18 protein-coding genes and 1 tRNA gene are annotated in these 14,989 nt (G+C 69.1%); 10 read left to right on the top strand and 9 right to left on the bottom strand.

The window, feature by feature from the left end; translation table 11 throughout:
* Positions 1-213: 213 nt before the first annotated feature.
* Positions 214-2,409, top strand: coding sequence for a type II secretion system protein GspD (locus KBY66_RS06500; protein ID WP_255088457.1), 2,196 nt, complete (start codon positions 214-216; stop codon positions 2,407-2,409).
* A 21-nt stretch (positions 2,410-2,430) separates the two neighbouring features.
* On the opposite strand, the gene KBY66_RS06505 is transcribed toward KBY66_RS06500, so the two are convergent.
* Positions 2,431-3,258 carry a pentapeptide repeat-containing protein gene (locus KBY66_RS06505; RefSeq protein ID WP_315855489.1) on the bottom strand — a complete coding sequence of 276 codons (828 nt, stop codon included), beginning with the start codon at positions 3,256-3,258 and terminating at the stop codon, positions 2,431-2,433.
* Between the two features lie 29 nt (positions 3,259-3,287).
* Positions 3,288-3,431 (bottom strand): hypothetical protein, encoded by a 144-nt coding sequence (locus KBY66_RS06510; RefSeq protein ID WP_255088459.1) that lies wholly within the window; start codon positions 3,429-3,431, stop codon positions 3,288-3,290.
* A gap of 27 nt (positions 3,432-3,458) precedes the next feature.
* Between KBY66_RS06510 and KBY66_RS06515 the strand changes: the two genes are divergently transcribed.
* A complete protein-coding gene (locus KBY66_RS06515; protein WP_255088460.1) occupies positions 3,459-4,586 on the top strand; it encodes a pyridoxal phosphate-dependent aminotransferase in 1,128 nt (375 codons plus the stop codon).
* 54 nt (positions 4,587-4,640) lie between these two features.
* On the opposite strand, the gene KBY66_RS06520 is transcribed toward KBY66_RS06515, so the two are convergent.
* The gene (locus tag KBY66_RS06520) at positions 4,641-5,714 is read right to left on the bottom strand and encodes a UDP-N-acetylglucosamine--N-acetylmuramyl-(pentapeptide) pyrophosphoryl-undecaprenol N-acetylglucosamine transferase (RefSeq protein WP_255088461.1); all 1,074 of its coding nucleotides are present in this window, start codon (positions 5,712-5,714) and stop codon (positions 4,641-4,643) included.
* 71 nt (positions 5,715-5,785) lie between these two features.
* Between KBY66_RS06520 and KBY66_RS06525 the strand changes: the two genes are divergently transcribed.
* On the top strand, positions 5,786-6,535 hold the full coding sequence (locus tag KBY66_RS06525) for a hypothetical protein (RefSeq protein ID WP_255088462.1): 750 nt from the start codon (positions 5,786-5,788) through the stop codon (positions 6,533-6,535).
* 91 nt (positions 6,536-6,626) lie between these two features.
* Positions 6,627-7,055 (top strand): hypothetical protein, encoded by a 429-nt coding sequence (locus KBY66_RS06530; protein ID WP_255088463.1) that lies wholly within the window; start codon positions 6,627-6,629, stop codon positions 7,053-7,055.
* A gap of 13 nt (positions 7,056-7,068) precedes the next feature.
* On the opposite strand, the gene KBY66_RS06535 is transcribed toward KBY66_RS06530, so the two are convergent.
* Entirely contained in the window at positions 7,069-8,274 is a 1,206-nt protein-coding gene (locus KBY66_RS06535) for a phosphoglycerate kinase (RefSeq protein WP_255088464.1), read from the bottom strand.
* A gap of 102 nt (positions 8,275-8,376) precedes the next feature.
* Here KBY66_RS06535 and KBY66_RS06540 point away from each other — a divergent pair, with 102 nt between their 5' ends.
* Genes KBY66_RS06540 through KBY66_RS06550 form a run of 3 tightly spaced genes read left to right on the top strand, consistent with a single transcriptional unit; the run spans position 8,377 to position 10,678 of the window.
* Complete coding sequence (locus KBY66_RS06540) at positions 8,377-8,760, top strand: universal stress protein (protein WP_255088465.1); 384 nt, start codon at positions 8,377-8,379, stop codon at positions 8,758-8,760.
* Entirely contained in the window at positions 8,760-9,731 is a 972-nt protein-coding gene (ylqF, locus tag KBY66_RS06545; protein WP_255088466.1) for a ribosome biogenesis GTPase YlqF, read from the top strand. Before KBY66_RS06540 ends, ylqF begins: the two co-directional genes overlap by 1 nt.
* Positions 9,728-10,678 carry an RluA family pseudouridine synthase gene (locus KBY66_RS06550; RefSeq protein WP_255088468.1) on the top strand — a complete coding sequence of 317 codons (951 nt, stop codon included), beginning with the start codon at positions 9,728-9,730 and terminating at the stop codon, positions 10,676-10,678. Before ylqF ends, KBY66_RS06550 begins: the two co-directional genes overlap by 4 nt.
* Here KBY66_RS06550 and KBY66_RS06555 read toward each other — a convergent pair.
* The 4 genes from KBY66_RS06555 to KBY66_RS06570 form a co-directional block, all read right to left on the bottom strand.
* Entirely contained in the window at positions 10,675-10,860 is a 186-nt protein-coding gene (locus tag KBY66_RS06555) for a hypothetical protein (RefSeq protein WP_255088469.1), read from the bottom strand. The two genes, KBY66_RS06550 and KBY66_RS06555, sit on opposite strands and share 4 nt — an antisense overlap.
* Entirely contained in the window at positions 10,841-10,996 is a 156-nt protein-coding gene (locus KBY66_RS06560; protein WP_255088470.1) for a hypothetical protein, read from the bottom strand. Before KBY66_RS06560 ends, KBY66_RS06555 begins: the two co-directional genes overlap by 20 nt.
* Entirely contained in the window at positions 10,978-11,190 is a 213-nt protein-coding gene (locus KBY66_RS06565) for a hypothetical protein (RefSeq protein WP_255088471.1), read from the bottom strand. Before KBY66_RS06565 ends, KBY66_RS06560 begins: the two co-directional genes overlap by 19 nt.
* Before the next feature lie 821 nt (positions 11,191-12,011).
* Positions 12,012-12,083: transfer RNA gene (locus KBY66_RS06570), tRNA-Val, on the bottom strand.
* Between the two features lie 60 nt (positions 12,084-12,143).
* Between KBY66_RS06570 and KBY66_RS06575 the strand changes: the two genes are divergently transcribed.
* Both KBY66_RS06575 and mazG read left to right on the top strand, forming a co-directional pair.
* Complete coding sequence (locus tag KBY66_RS06575) at positions 12,144-12,671, top strand: DUF2227 family putative metal-binding protein (RefSeq protein WP_255088472.1); 528 nt, start codon at positions 12,144-12,146, stop codon at positions 12,669-12,671.
* Between the two features lie 42 nt (positions 12,672-12,713).
* The gene (mazG, locus tag KBY66_RS06580; RefSeq protein ID WP_255088473.1) at positions 12,714-13,601 is read left to right on the top strand and encodes a nucleoside triphosphate pyrophosphohydrolase; all 888 of its coding nucleotides are present in this window, start codon (positions 12,714-12,716) and stop codon (positions 13,599-13,601) included.
* Here the strand turns inward: mazG and arfB are convergent.
* Positions 13,580-14,014: an alternative ribosome rescue aminoacyl-tRNA hydrolase ArfB gene (gene arfB, locus KBY66_RS06585; protein WP_255088474.1), complete on the bottom strand. Its 435-nt coding sequence runs from the start codon at positions 14,012-14,014 to the stop codon at positions 13,580-13,582. The two genes, mazG and arfB, sit on opposite strands and share 22 nt — an antisense overlap.
* A gap of 81 nt (positions 14,015-14,095) precedes the next feature.
* On the opposite strand from arfB, the gene speE reads away from it, so the two are divergent.
* Positions 14,096-14,989 (top strand): polyamine aminopropyltransferase, encoded by an 894-nt coding sequence (gene speE, locus KBY66_RS06590; RefSeq protein ID WP_255088583.1) that lies wholly within the window; start codon positions 14,096-14,098, stop codon positions 14,987-14,989.

The raw sequence follows: 14,989 nt of genomic DNA on the forward strand, positions 1-14,989 counted from the left end.
CTTTTTGGCCGTGGACTGCTCGTAATCACCAAAGCCGAGCTGCTTGATGCCCATGAACCCTGTTCACGCCTGCGATCACACGGCCATTCTCGCGCAGGGTGGTGGGGTTTTCCAGAGTCTCCCTAGCCAACGGTGGTTGAATTCACAGGGAATCACCCTGGCGAATGGCGCCGCTTGGCGATAACGTCCCGGCAAAATTCGGTGCCGCAGCGTATGAACCAGAAGCCCTCGGGTGGTCATGCTCCTGCTTCCTGGTCTGGCGCCCTGCTGCTGGCCGCTCTGCTGCCGCTGGAGAGCCTGATCGATGGCCCAGCGGCCCTGGCCCAGGCGCCCAGGCCTACTCCGGTCGAGGCCCTTCCCGGAGATGGTCCGCTGGAGCTCAAGGTGCGGCGCCTGCCGGATGCCGTGGAGGTGGTGATCGAGAACACGGGGCCCGGGCCCCAGTTGCAGCAGTTCACCAACAGCGCCGGCTGGGAGGGGCAGCTGATCCTGACGAGGCCGAGCGGCCTGCGGCGGGGCCCCCAGCAACTGGCGCTGCCGGACGCCGGCTTCAAGACGATCAGCCTGGAGGGGGCGGGCAATCGCTTCGTGGTGCAGGTGACCCCGCTGGCGAACGGCCCGGTGAATCGGCCGGTGGTGAGCGCCGACGGCCGCAACCTGATCCTCAGCTTTCCCTCCGTTCCCCAGACGTCGTTCCAGACCGGACGGCTGGATCTGACCATGCCGGGCCGGGTGCCCCAGGCCGCTTTCGTGCCGCCGCTGCAGCCGCGCGCCGTTGCCCCACCGCTGGGGGACATGGCGGTGGGAAGCATGGTGCTGCGCAACCCCAGCTATGTGAATGTGCGGGGCCCGAGCGTGACGATGACGCTCCGCAACGCCCCTGCCCGGGACGCCCTGATGGCGGTGGCCCAGTTGGGAGGCTACGGCTTCGTCTATGTGGATGACACCCCGCCCGGTGCGGCTGCACCCGTGGCGGCTGGACCAGGGACGCCATACGCCGCCGCCCCCCAGAAGCTGGTGTCGATCGCGTTTCGCAACGAGGGCTTCGCCAGGGCCGTCAACTCGATCCTGCTGGCGGCCGGACTGCAGGGCAAGTTGGAGGGCAACTTGATGATTGCCGGCCCGAAGGTGCAGAGCAAAACCTTCGGCACCCAGCTCTCGAAGGTGTATCGGCTCAACCAGGTGTCGGCCATTTCAGCCGCCGACTACCTCGCCAGCCTCGGCGCCACGATCAACAAGACCTTCACCACCACCTCCACGTCCAGCGAGGTGTCCTCCACAGGCACGCCAGCCAACAACACGGCCAACTCCACCGCCACCACGGCCACCACCACCCAGATCAACTCCTTCGGGGCCAGCCAGGGGCCGCTGCTGGGCCTGATCGGCACGACAGACAGTCGCCTGGGCACGATCACCCTGGTGGGTGATTCCGCGCTGGTTCTGATCGCCGAGAACTATCTCAAGCAACTGGATCTGCGCCAGCGCCAGGTGGCCCTGGCGGTGCGGCTGCTGGATGTGAACCTGGAGAACAGCCAGGACGTGGCCAACAGCTTTGCCTTCCGCTGGGGCAACAACTTCATCGTCAATGACAACGGCCAGCTGCTCGGGGCGTTTGGCCGCTTCCTCCCTCCGACGCTGGAGAGCTTCCAGGGAGCGCCAGTTCAGAATCCCAGCCTGCAATACCCAAGGGATCACTTCTTCGATTTCGTGAAGGCACAGATCGTTTCTCGTAACACGAAGTTGCTGGCCAGTCCCACATTGATTTTGCAGGAGAATCCTTCGCAATTGAGAGCCGCCGGTCAAGGTGCAGCGACTTCGGCAAGCACCTCAGGTGGTTTGGATGAATACACGATTGATTCCCCGATCGGCCGTAGCCGTGCCAATGAAGCGGCGGTTCGCGTCGGCACCAACGTGATCACCAGTGTTCAGATCACCGAAACCCAGAACGGCGGCACGCAGTGCGAACTCAAGCTCTCCACTGCCGGGTTGGTTCTTGGCGCCCGGGTGGAGAAAATCGATGACAATGGATTCGTGACCTTCTCTCTCTCGCCTTCCGTGTCTGCCGTCACCGACACCGTGCCAGGCTCGCCCGCCTGCACCCCCGAGATCAGCATTCTCAGCGTGCGGCGGCTCGACACCGGAGCCCTGCGGGTGCGGGAAGGGCAGACCCTGATCCTCACCGGCGTGATCTCCGACTTCGACGTGGCAGAGGTGTCGAAGTGGCCGATCCTGGGCGATCTGCCCCTGGTGGGTCAGTTCTTCAGGGGATCGAAGAACCAGCGGCAGAAGCGGGAACTGGTGATCATGGTGACCCCCCGAATCATTCGCGACGATGAGGGCGGCAGCTTCGGCTATGGCTTCCAGCCCTCCAGTCGTGAAATGCGTCAGTTCACCAGCAACACCCAGTAGTTCAGCAACGGTCAGCAGGGCTCAGAACGCCATGGGCGCGAAAGCTTTGATTGCCAGGGGCGCCAGGACCTGCAACGCTGCCATCGCACCGCCCAGCAGTTGGGGACCCAGCCCATTGCCAGCCTTGTCCTTGGCTGGTTCCTCCCCTAGCTTCTTGGCCGCTTCCTTGAGCTGCTGGCTGTAGTCCGGGCGGCCCTCCTGCTCAAAGAGGGTGGCCGCGTAGTTGAAATCCTGGGCGGCCGCTGTGGTGTTGCCCTGCTCACTGCGGCTGATGCCGCGCGCCACCCAGCTGATCGCTCCCTCCGGGCGCTTGAGGATCGCGGCGCTGAAGAACGCTTCCGCCTGGGGGAAGCGACCCTGCTGGGCTTCCCCCACACCGGCGTTGTGGAGCTCCGCGTAGCTCTGCTGGGCCGGATCGATGCCCCGGACGCCCTGCCAGTGGCTGCTGGCGAGGGCGTTGGCATCGAGCAGGGCGCCGCCCAGGTTGGCGTCGCGCAGGTCGGTGCCCAGCAGCCGTGCTCCGCGCAGGTCGGCTCCCCGCAGGGAGGCCCCCTGAAGGCTGGTGAAGCTCAGGTCGGCGCCGGCCAGGCGGGCACCATCGAGGCGGGCGCCGCTCAGGTTGGCCCGCTGCAGCTGGGCGCCCTTCAGCTCGGCGTCGCGCAGGTCAGCCTGCACCAGATCGGCATCGGCCAGAGCGCAGTTGTTGCAGCGCTTTGTGCCCAGCAGGCGGATCAGGGCCTGGCCATCGGCCGCCCGCACCGCCGGTGCCACCGTGGCGATCAGCCCGGCCAGCACCACCAGGCCCAGCAGCCGGAGGCGGGTGGTGAGGGGATGGGGCGCTCGGATCACGGCCAACTGAAGTGGCTCTGCGGTGCGGTCTAACCAGTTTCCGGCTGATCAGGGCGCTTCGCCAGGGCGCCAGCCAGCAGACAGGTCATCGCCAGCCGGATCTTGCGCTCCTTGCCCAGCAGCGCCCTGCCGATGTGCTCCAGCACCGGCTGGTGCAAGGCTCGCTGGTCCACTGTTGATCACGATTCGGCAGACATTCGGTGAGGGATCAAGCCACGGCAGGAGGGGACAGTCTCCATGGCGAGAACCACCGCCATGGCGGCAACCTGGTGGCCGTCGCCCGCCGCTTGGGCTGTCGCCCCGGCCAGCTGCTTGACGCCAGCGCGTCCCTGGTGCCGTTCGGGCCACCGGCCTCGGTGCGGCGGGTGCTGCGCGCCGCCCTGCGGGCGCGGGCGGGCCGGCCCTCCCCCCTGCGGGATTACCCCGATCGGAGCTACGGCAGCCTGCGGGATGCGATCGCGGCGTTCCATGGCCTCGATCCGCTTGCCGTGTTGCCCGGCAACGGCGCCGCCGAGCTGTTCACCTGGGCGGCGCGGGATGCGGCGGCGGCGGGCCTGAGCCTGCTGCCCACCCCCGGCTTCGCCGACTACCCCCGCGCCCTGGCCTGCTGGGGCGGGTCCTGGCGATCCCTGCCGCTGGATCTTGCCCTTCCCCGTGCCGAGGGGTTCCCGGCGGTCGGTTCGGCCCTCCCCGCTGGCGCGCTCTGGATCACCAACCCCCACAACCCCACCGGCCAGCTCTGGAGCCGGGCCTTCCTGGAGCCGCTGCTGCCGCGGTTCGCCCTGGTGATCGTCGATGAGGCCTTCCTGCCCCTGGTGCCAGGCGGTGAGGCCCAATCGATGGTTCCGCTGCTGGCGGATCACCCCCAGCTGGTGGTGGTCCGCAGCCTCACCAAGCTGTTCGCGATCGCCGGCCTCCGGCTGGGCTATGCCCTGGCGGCTCCGGAGCGATTGGGCCGTTGGGCGGCCTGGCGGGATCCCTGGCCGGTGAACGGCCTGGCCGCCGCCGTGGGAGAGGCGGTGGTGGGGGATCACCGCTGGCAGGAGCGGGTGTGGCGCTGGGTGGCGGCGGAGGGGCCCTGGTTCCATGGCGAGCTGGCGGGCCTGCCCGGCCTCACCCCCCTGCCCTCGGCGGCCAATTTTCTGCTGGTGCGGGGGGAGACCTCCCTGCTGGGGCTGCGGCAGCGGCTGGAGCGCAACCAGCGGGTGCTGCTGCGCGATTGCCGCTCCTTCGACGGCCTCGGCCCGGAGTGGTTGCGGATCGGCCTCCAGCACCGGCGGGGCAACCGCCGGATCCTGCGGGCCCTGCGCACCGAACTTGGCCGCTGAGCCCCCTGCCCAGCCCACGGCCCATCCCAACCCCCTGCCCCGCCGGCAAACGCCTCAGGCCAGCTCCTGCAGCAGGTGGGCCAGCCGCTGGTCCGCATCCCTCACCGCGAGGCGGCCCATCCCCGCCCGCAGGGGCGACAGCGGGTCAATCCCTGCGGCGCCCCCCCGCAACCGGGCGCCGAGCAGGCGCCAGAGGGTGCGGGCGAGGGCGGGATCCTCCGGCGGGTGCTGGGTCACGATCACGGCGGCGCCCAGGTCGGCGGCGGCGGCGGCGTTGGCGTCCTGGTGGCGGTCGGCCGCCTGGGGGAACGGCACCAGCACCGCCGGGGTGCCGCTCACGGCCAGTTCACTGAGGCTGCCAGCTCCGGCGCGGCTGATCGCCAGGTCGGTGTGCTGCAACAGGCCCGCCAGCTCCTCACTGAACGGGCGCTCGACGTAACCCGGCAACGGCATGCTTCCTGCCTCCGGATCGTTCGATCCGGTGAGGTGCACCACCCGGCAGCCCGCCGCCAGCAGCCTGGGAACCAGGGGCCGCACCATGCGGTTCAGGCCCACAGCCCCCTGGCTGCCGCCCATCACCAGCAGCAGCGGGCCCGTGCCGGTTGGCACCCAGTCGGGCAGCGGTGCCGCCTCCAGGAACTCCTGGCGCACCGGTGTGCCGCTCAGCAGCGGGTGGCAACGGGGGAGCAGGGCCGCCGCCGCCGGCAGACCCACCGCCACCCGGCTGCACAGCCGGCCAAGCAGCCGCGTCACCCTGCCGGGGATGGCATTGGATTCATGCAGCACCACCGGAACGCTGCACCAGCGCGCCGCCAGGATCGTCGGGGCGGCGATGTACCCACCTGTGCTGAACACCACGTCGATGGCCTCGCGGCGGATCAGGCGGCGCACCTTGCCGCTGGCGGCGATCAGCTGGATCAATTGAAAGAGCTTGCGCAGGCCCCGGCCCTGCAGCCCACCGGCCCGGATCGTGTGCAGCGGGTAGCGCGCCGGCACCAGCTCCCGCTCCAGCCGATCGGGCACCCCCAGCCACTGCACCGACCAGTCCGGCGGCAGGGCCTGCGCCACCGCCAGGGCCGGAAACAGGTGTCCGCCGGTGCCGCTGGCGGCGATCAGGAGCCGGGTCATGGGCCGTTTCAGGCGCGTCAGGCGCCGTACCAGAGCGCGCCTAACTTATGTGAACACCTTCGACCGCTTCGATGTCGCTGCCCCGCCCCAGCCTGCCGGCCCTGCTGGCGGCCGCTGCGCTGAGCTTGGCCCCCGCCGCCTGGGCCGCGGCGCCCAGTCCGGCCCTGCTCCAGAGCCTGGAAGGCGCCCTCAACAGTGGCGGCACGGGCAGCCTCGCCGGACTGCTGACGGCGGGCCCCGGTCTGGATCCGGCCGAACTCGAAACGCGTTATAGAGCCTTGCGCAGCCGCTTCCCAAACGCCCGCTGGCAGGTGAGCCCTGGCAGCAACCTGCGGGATGGCCGCAGCACCGTTCAGATCAAGGTGAGCGGCAGCCGCGAGGAGGGGCCTTTCCGTTACCGGCTCGAGGCCGAGCAGGTGCTCGCCCTGGCCAGTCGGGATGGCCGCCTCAGCGGTGAGGAAGTGATCCGTGAATCGAGCACCCTGCGCAGTGGTTCCGCCGAGCTGCCGATCAGCGTGCTGATCCCCGATGCCGTGCTCACCGGCCAGCGTTACGACGTGGACGTGGTGCTCGACGATCCCCTCGATGGGGCGGTGGCGGCTGGTGGAATCGCCGCGATCACACCAGCCCAGATCAGCGCCTCCCAGAGCCCCGACCTGGAGCTGGCCGCCCTGGGCGGCGGCGGTGTGTTCAAAACTGTGCAGGCCCCGTTGCAGCCCGGCAGCCAGACCTGGGCGGTGCTGCTCGTGCACCCGCAGGGAATCGTCAGCACCACCAAACGGGTGCGGGTTGTGGCCGACAAGGCGGCGCTCACCCCCTGATCGGGAACATTCAGTCACAGTTGAGGCCGAGCCAGTCGGGACTCAGTCGGAGAGGAGGGCGATGGTGGGTGGGTTCGAAGAACTCCCGCCGATGTCCCGTTCCTTGACCCTGCAACGCTGGCTCCTGCCGCCGGTCGCGGCTGCCCTGGCCATGGCGCTGCAGGTGGGCGCCAGCCAGGCACAGAGCCAACCATCCCCTAAGCCCCCCGGCCAGGAGCGGGCCAAGCTCACCGAAAGCCAGAAGCTGGAGCTGTTCAAGGCTCGGCGCGGTTGGGCACTGCGCGACAACGCCGCCCGCATGGCCATCCTCCAGAAGAGTGACCGGTGCGTCCAGGCCGCCATCGATCTGGAAACCCTGCGTGGTTGCCTGGGCGATGAGCGCATGGCCAACCGCAGGCTGATGGAAACCACCCGCAACGATGCCACTGCCCTGGCCCAGCGCCTGGGCATCCCGATGCCGGAAGGCCGCGGCGAAGGCAAACGGGGCCCATGGGGCAGGGGCAGCAACCCGCAGCCCTGAGCCCGGCCCGGCGTCAGGCCTCGTTGAGGGCGGCGACGCCCGGCAGCACCTTGCCTTCCAGCAGCTCTAGGCTGGCGCCACCGCCGGTGGAGATGTGGCTCATCTTCTCGGCCACGCCCACCTTCTCCACCGCCGCCACCGAATCCCCGCCGCCGATGATCGTGCAGGTGCCGGTGGCGGTCAGGCCCGCCAGGGTATGGGCGATGGCATCGGTGCCGGCGGCGAACTTGTCGAACTCGAACACCCCCATGGGCCCGTTCCAGATCACGGTCTTGCAGTCGGCCAGGGCCGCTTCGAAGGCCTTGATCGAATCAGGGCCGATATCGAGACCCATCCAGCCGTCAGGGATGGCATCGATCGCGGTGATCTGGCTGTTCGCGTCGGGGGAGAAGGCATCGGCCAGCACCACGTCGGTGGGCAGCAGCAGCTGGACCCCCTTGGCGGCCGCCTTGGCTTCCAGTGCCTTGGCCAGTTCCAACTTGTCCTCCTCCACCAGGCTCTTGCCCACTGCCAGGCCCCGGGCCTTGTAGAAGGTGAAGATCATGCCGCCGCCGATCAGCACCTTGTCGCACTTGTCGATCAGGGCCTCGAGCACGCCGATCTTGCTGCTCACCTTGGAGCCGCCCACGATCGCCGCCAGGGGGCGCTTCGGCTCGTCGATGGCCCCTTGCAGGTACTGCAGCTCCTTCTCCATCAGCTGGCCCGCCACGCTGGGGTTGAGGAACTTGGTCACCCCTTCGGTGGAGGCGTGGGCGCGGTGGGCGGCGCCGAAGGCGTCGTTCACGTACACCTCGGCCAGGGCCGCCAGCTTCTCGGCGAAGGCTGGATCGTTCGTCTCCTCTTCGGCGAAGAAGCGCACGTTCTCCAGCAGCAGCACCCCCCCGTCGGCCAGGGCCGCCACCTTGGCTTCGGCATCGGGGCCGATGCAGCTCTCGGTTTTCTCCACCGGCACCCCCAGCAGTTCGCTCAGGCGCGCCGCCACCTGGGTGAGGCGCATGCCCTCGTTCACCTGCCCCTTCGGCCGGCCGTAATGGGCCGCCAGGATCACGCGGGCGCCGTGGTCCCGCAGGAAGGCGATCGTGGGCAGGGCAGCGCGGATGCGGGTGTCATCGGTGATCGCCCCGGCCTCATCGGCAGGTACGTTGAAGTCGACCCGCACCAAAACACGCTTGCCGCTGAGGTCAGCGGCGGAGAGGCTGGCCAGGGTGCGCTTTGGCATGGCGGGAATTAAAAACGATGGGTGAGGTTAGCCCGCAGCCCTCTGGGCGCTAGGACAAGGGTTGGGCCCCCCTGGCCCCTTCTCCCCTCAGGACCGTGAACGATGTTCAGCACTGTTCTGTTTCCGATCGACCAAAGCCGCCAGACGATGGAAACCGCCGCGGTGGCCCTGGAGCTGGCCCAGCGCCACGCCAGCCGCCTGGTGGTGCTCTCGGTGGTGGAGCCCGAGGAGGGCGCCATGCATGACGCCGCCGCCGTGGCCCAACTGCTGGAGCAGGCCCGTCAGCACTTCGAGCAGGCCGGGATGGCCTGCGAGGTGATCGAGCGGGAGGGCAAGCCGGCCTTCGTGATCGGCGATGTCGCCGACGAGATCAACGCCGATGTGATCGTGATGGGCACCCGCGGCCTCACGCTCGGGGCCGATGAACCCAGCACCGCCTCCCGGGTGATCCAGTTGGCCCCCTGCCCGGTGCTGGTGGTGCCCTGATGGAGGCTGTTGCCAGAGCAGGTGCCACCCCGGCGGGCCACGGCCTCAGCGCGTCTGCCCCGGCGATCCAGTGGTATCCGGGCCACATCGCCAAGGCGGAGCGCCAGCTCAAGGATCAGCTCAGCAAGGTGGATCTGGTGATCGAGGTGCGGGATGCCCGCATCCCCCGGGCCACCGGCCATCCCCGCCTGCAGCGCTGGATGCAGGGCAAGCAGCGCCTGCTGGTGATCAACCGCCGCGACATGGTGAATGAAACGGCTCGGCTGGTCTGGGACCGCTGGCTGCGGGCCCAGGGGGAGACCCCCTGGTGGTGTGACGCCAAGGTGGGAACGGGTGTCAAGCAGCTGCAGGAGGCGGCGATCCGGGCCGGCGCCCAGCTCAATGCCCGCCGGGCTGGTCGCGGCATGCAACCCCGGCCGGTGCGGGCCCTGATGCTGGGCTTCCCCAACGTGGGCAAGTCGGCCCTGATCAACCGCCTGGTGCGCCGGAAGGTGGTGGACAGCGCCCGCCGGGCCGGTGTGACCCGCACCCTGCGCTGGGTGCGGGTGGGTCAGGAGCTCGATCTGCTCGATGCCCCCGGTGTGCTGCCACCACGGCTCGATGACCAGCGGGCCGCCCTGCTGTTGGCCCTCTGCGATGACATCGGCCAGGCGGCCTACGACGGGGAGGCCGTGGCCATGGCCTTCCTTCGCCTGCTCGATGAGCTGGCCAAGCGGCCGGCAGCCGATCTCAGCCTTGCCCTGGTGGAGAGCCGCTATGGAGTGCCGGTGCCCCGGCTCGATTCCGCCGATCCCCGCACGGCCGTGGATGGGGCGGCCTGGCTGGCGGCGGCCGCCGGCCGCCACACCAGCGGCGACACCGCCCGCATGGCCCAACGGCTGCTCGACGACTTCCGCCGCTCCCTGCTGGGCGCGATCGCCCTGGAGCTGCCGCCATCGCCATTGCCTCCAGCACTGCCACCGCCACCGTGACGGCCTTCGGTTCGGGCGATGGCGCCTTGATCAGCCTGGTCTATCCCAGGCCCCTGCCGATGCGCCTGGACCGCTGGCTGGTGGCCCAACGGCCGGAGCAGAGCCGGGCCCGCATCCAGAAACTGATCGAAGCCGGGCTGGTGCAGGTGAACGGGGTCACCGGCCGCGCCAAGACCCCCCTGCGCCCGGGCGACGCGGTGGAGCTGTGGATGCCGCCGCCGGAACCGCTGCCTTACCTGCTGCCCCAGGCGATGCCCCTGGATGTGCTGTTCGAGGACGAGCACCTGATCGTGCTCAACAAGCCGGCCGGCCTCACCGTTCATCCGGCTCCCGGCAACCGGGATGGAACCCTGGTGAACGGGTTGCTGCACCACTGCCCCGACCTGCCGGGCATCGGCGGGGAGCGGCGGCCGGGCATCGTGCACCGCCTCGACAAGGACACCACCGGCTGCATCGTGGTGGCCAAAAGCCAGGAGGCGCTGGTGAAGCTGCAGGTGCAGATCCAGAAGCGGATCGCCTCGCGTGCGTATCTGGCGGTGATCCACGGGGTGCCGAAAACGGAAAGCGGCACGATCGAGGCCGCGATAGGCCGCCATCCGATCGATCGCAAGAAGTACGCCGTGGTGGACGGCGAGAAAGGTCGTCACGCCACCACCCGCTGGCGGCTGATCGAGCGGCTCGGCGATTACTCCCTGCTGCGCTTCCAGCTCGACACCGGCCGCACCCACCAGATCCGGGTGCACTGCGCCCACCTGGGCCATCCGATCGTGGGGGATGCCACCTACGGCCGCTGCCGCAAGTTGCCGATGGCCCTGCCCGGCCAGGCCCTGCATGCGGTGCAGCTGGGCCTGGACCACCCGATCAGCGGCGAGCGGCTGGTCTTTGAAGCCCCCCTGCCCGAGGTGTTCGAGAAGCTGCTGGCGGTGCTGCGCAGGAGCCGCAGCTAGGGATCGCCGCCGGCCTTGGCGGGATTGACCTGGTTTTCGCCGCCATAGATCTTGAAGGCCAGCAGGGCGGCAGTGACCAGGACCGTTCCGGTTCCGGCGAACAGCAGCTCGATGCCATTGGAATGCTGATCCTTGATCGAGCTCTCCAGATGGCTGAAGGTCTCAAGGAAGGAAACGGCCATCGAGAGGGATCAGGAAGTTGGCGAACATGCTCTTGCCCTCATGGAAGCTGCGTACCCGGATCGGCTCCGGCAGGTTCAGTTCTCGCACGAACAGGCAAAACATCCCGATCGCCAGGGTCAGGCAGCCGCTGCCCACCAGGAAAAACCGATGGCCTGCAGGATCTGCACCTCGAAGTGGCCCAGCTTCTCGAAATCCCCCCAGAAAGCCTCATCCAGCTGGTCCACCACCAGATGGGCTCCCATCAGGTAAGTGGCCGCCGTCGCGGCCAGCAGACCGAGAACGGCAATGACGATCAGAAAGCGCGCTCTCGGCAGGAAGCGATGGATCACGGGGTGGGGGTCAGCAAAGCCGACAGATCACGGGAGAAGATCCTTGGTTTTATCTCGTTCTGTTCGTCGCGGCCATGGGCGACGAAGTCTCAGCCGGATTCGCCCCCCCGACTCCATCTCCCCTTCTGGTCCCGCCACCCAGGCGATCGCCAGCTGGGCCAAGGCCACCCTCTCCCCCCCCAGGGCCCCTGCTCTGGCAGACCCTCTTTCACAAGAGCGCCTGCCTCTCCTGCACCTGGGCCAGAGGGGGTGTTCGCCCAGCGCAGTCTGGCGACCTGCAGGCAGCGCTCAACGGCAAGACCTACCAGCAACGCGCCGATCCCTTCTCCTCGCCAGCGAGGATCTCTGGCCAGTCGAGCCATCCGGAAGCAGGGGATCGGATAGGGAGGCACTTAAGCCTCGCCTGACAAGGTCAGGGCTCATTCCGTCCTCAGTCCGCTATCATGAGCTTGGCGACTTATGTGGATCAGGCCATCAACACATTCACCAATTCCTGTCATTCGTCGATGGCCTTGGTTGCCAATTCGCTCGCCGCTATTCCGATCTGCTGGCGGTAGTTGAAGCCCAAGGACTAGCCCCCCTGGGAGCTGGTGCGGGCCTGGGGCCGGGTGACTAACCCCCGTTACCGCATCAAGCGCTGCCCACCGGCGGTGGCAGCTGGCTCAATGCCCTCCCTGACCCGGATCAAGGCTGTCCTGCGCTGGATGGGCGCAGATAGCTCAGAAGAAAGCGCATTTTTGCGGTAACGAGCCCAGCAGCGCCTCAGCAGCTCCTGGGCTCGTTTTGCTGAGAGCCCTGTGCTGCATTGGGTTTTGAGGGGATGGGCGATGCCGGTTTCGAACCAGCGACATCCTGCTTGTAAGGCAGGCGCTCTACCGCTGAGCTAATCGCCCCTGGAGCCATTCTGAGGCCTGGCCATCACCATGCAGGCTGGGTTGACCCTTGTTGCATCGATGGCCAACGGCCGCGCCCACGATCGCGCCACCTGGCTGCTTTGCCTGCCGTTCGGGCTGCTGTGGTGGCCGTGGCTGGGGATGGCGGGGCTGGGCAGCGGTGCGGCCGGCTTTCTGGTAGGCGGGCTGTGGCTTTCCCCCGATCTCGACACCCCCTCCAACCCGACGCGGCGCTGGGGGGTGCTGGCCGTGCTGTGGCTGCCCTACCGCCGACTGCTGCGCCACCGCTCGCTCCTCTCCCACAGTCCTGGCCTCGGCACGGCCGGTCGGCTAGCCTATCTGGCCGCGATCACCCTTGGTCTGAGCCTCGTCCTGCAGCCGCTGGGAATCATCCCCTCGCCACCGCGGTTGCTGGCCCTTGCCACCGGACTCTGGCGCCAGCAGCGGCCCCTCCTGCTGGCAGCGCTGCTTGGGCTGGAGGCGAGCAGCTGGCTGCACCTGATCCAGGATGGGGATCCACTGCCACGCCGTCCCCGGTTGATGCGCCGCCGCCTGCTGCGCCGCCACCGAAAGCGGATGGGACGGTGAGCGCGATCGAGCTTCGGTCCTCCCCGCAGGAAGCCCCTCACCATGACCCCGCCCGATTCCCCTGGCACGACTGCAGAGACGGGTTCCGCCGCCACCTACGGGGCCACCAACGCCCTTGCCGAGTTGCTCAGCGTGGTGGACCGGTTGCGGGATCCGGATGGCGGCTGCCCCTGGGACCTGCGGCAGACCCATGCCTCCCTGATCCCCTATCTGCTGGAGGAGGCCCATGAAATGGCCGATGCGATCCGCCATGGCGACGACGCCCACCTCGCCGAAGAGCTGGGCGATCTGCTCCTGCAGGTGGTGCTCCACGCCCAGATCGCCGCAGAACAGGAGCGCTTCGATCTCGAAGCGATCGCCCGCGGCCTCACCGCCAAGCTGGTGCGTCGCCATCCCCATGTGTTCGGCGATCGATCCGCCATCCATCCCAGCTGGGAGGCGATCAAGGCCGAGGAGCGGGACGTCCGCGGCGAGGCGGCCGGCGACAGCAGCCTCAGCGGGCGGCTGGGGCGCCAGGTGCGCGGCCAGCCGGCCCTGACCGGCGCCGGGGTCATCTCGTGCCAGGCGGCTGCCGCCGGATTCGAGTGGGACAGCCTTGAGGGCGTCTGGGCGAAGCTGGACGAGGAGCTGGCCGAGCTGCGCGAGGCGGTGGCCAGCGGCGATCGGGCCCATGCCCAGCAGGAGCTGGGAGATGTGCTGTTCACCGTGGTGAACGTGGCCCGCTGGTGCGGCCTTGATCCGGAGGAGGGGCTGGCCGGCACCAACCACCGCTTCCTGGATCGCTTCTCCCGGGTGGAAGCCGCCCTTGGCGGCAATCTCAGTGGCCAGAGCATCGAGCGCCTTGAAAGGCTCTGGCGCCAGGCCAAGGCCCAGATCCGCGCCGAGCAGGCGAGGGAACCGGACGGCGCTCAGTCATCGCTGCTGCCCTGATCGCGCCGCTGCTGCTTGGCCTGGCTGCGCAGCCGCTTGGAGGCCAGCCGGCGCTGCACCGAGCCGCGCGTGGGCCGGGTGGGCCGGCGCGGCGGTGGCGGTGGGGCGACTGCTTCAGCCAGTAGCGCCGCCAGCCGCCGCAGGGCCGCCTGGCGATTGAGCCACTGGGAGCGGTGTTCGGAGGCGGCGATCACCACGGCCCCCTCCACCAGCGTGCCGCCGAGCCGACGCAGGGCCCGCTCCCGCAACAGCGGCGGCAGCGAGGGGGAGGTGGCGAGCGGAAACACCAGCTCCACGCGGGAGTCGGTGGTGTTCACCCCCTGGCCCCCGGGCCCGCCGGATCGCGAGAAACGCCAGCCCAGCTCGGTGGCGGGGATCTTCAGCGCGTCCGTCACCGTCAGATCGTCCGCCATGGAGCCAGGCTGCCAGGCCTGGCGCCGTGCTGCCGGACACCGGCGTGAAACGCTTAGCTGGAGGCCTTGCAAGCCATCCGCATGCCGCCTGCCGCCGCCTCCCCCCAAACCCCGACGCCATCGCCGACACCGACCCCCGGCTGGGTCGATGAGATCCACGAGGGTGTGCGCTATGGCCTGGAGGCCACCGTGCTGGTGGAGCGCCACAGCCCCTTCCAGCGGGTCACGGTGATCGAGAGCGCCCGCTACGGCAAGGGATTGCTGCTCGATGGCTGCTGGATGACGGCCGAGCGCCAGGAGCGCCACTACCACGAACCCCTGGTGCATCCGGCCCTCTGCGGTGCCGAGCGGATCGAGCAGGTGCTGGTGATCGGCGGCGGCGATGGCGGCACGGCCCGCGAATGCCTGCGCCACGACGGTGTGGACCACCTCGACCTGGTGGAGATCGACGGTCTGGTGGTGGACCTGTGCCGGGAGCATCTGCCCTCTCTGGGCGCCAGCGCCTGGAGCGACCCCCGCTTCCACCTCACCGTCGGCGATGGGATCGCCTGGGTGGCGGGCGCCGCAACCGCCAGCTACGACGTGGTGATCGTGGACGGTTCCGATCCGGCCGGGCCAGCCGAAGGACTGTTTAACCGGGCCTTCTTCGAGCACTGCCGCCGCCTGCTGCGGCCGGGGGGCGTGTTCGCCACCCAGAGCGAATCGCCGGAGGCCTTCCGCGGCGTGCACCTCGAGACGGTGCGGCTGCTGCGGCAGGTGTTCGGCCACGCCGATCCCCTCTACGGCTGGGTGCCGATGTATCCCAGTGGCTGGTGGAGCTGGACCTTCGCCGCCACCGATGGCCCCCGCTACCGCCATCCCGACCCGGAGCGGGCCGCCTCCGTGGCGCCCGGCTGCCAGATCTGGAGCCCCCGCTGGCAGGGTGGAGCCTTCGAGGCCGTGCCCGCCGGAATCGAGCGGGAGCTGGCGGGCTGA

Origin of the sequence: Synechococcus sp. Tobar12-5m-g (genome assembly GCF_024345415.1) — a bacterium.
Classification (GTDB): domain Bacteria; phylum Cyanobacteriota; class Cyanobacteriia; order PCC-6307; family Cyanobiaceae; genus Regnicoccus.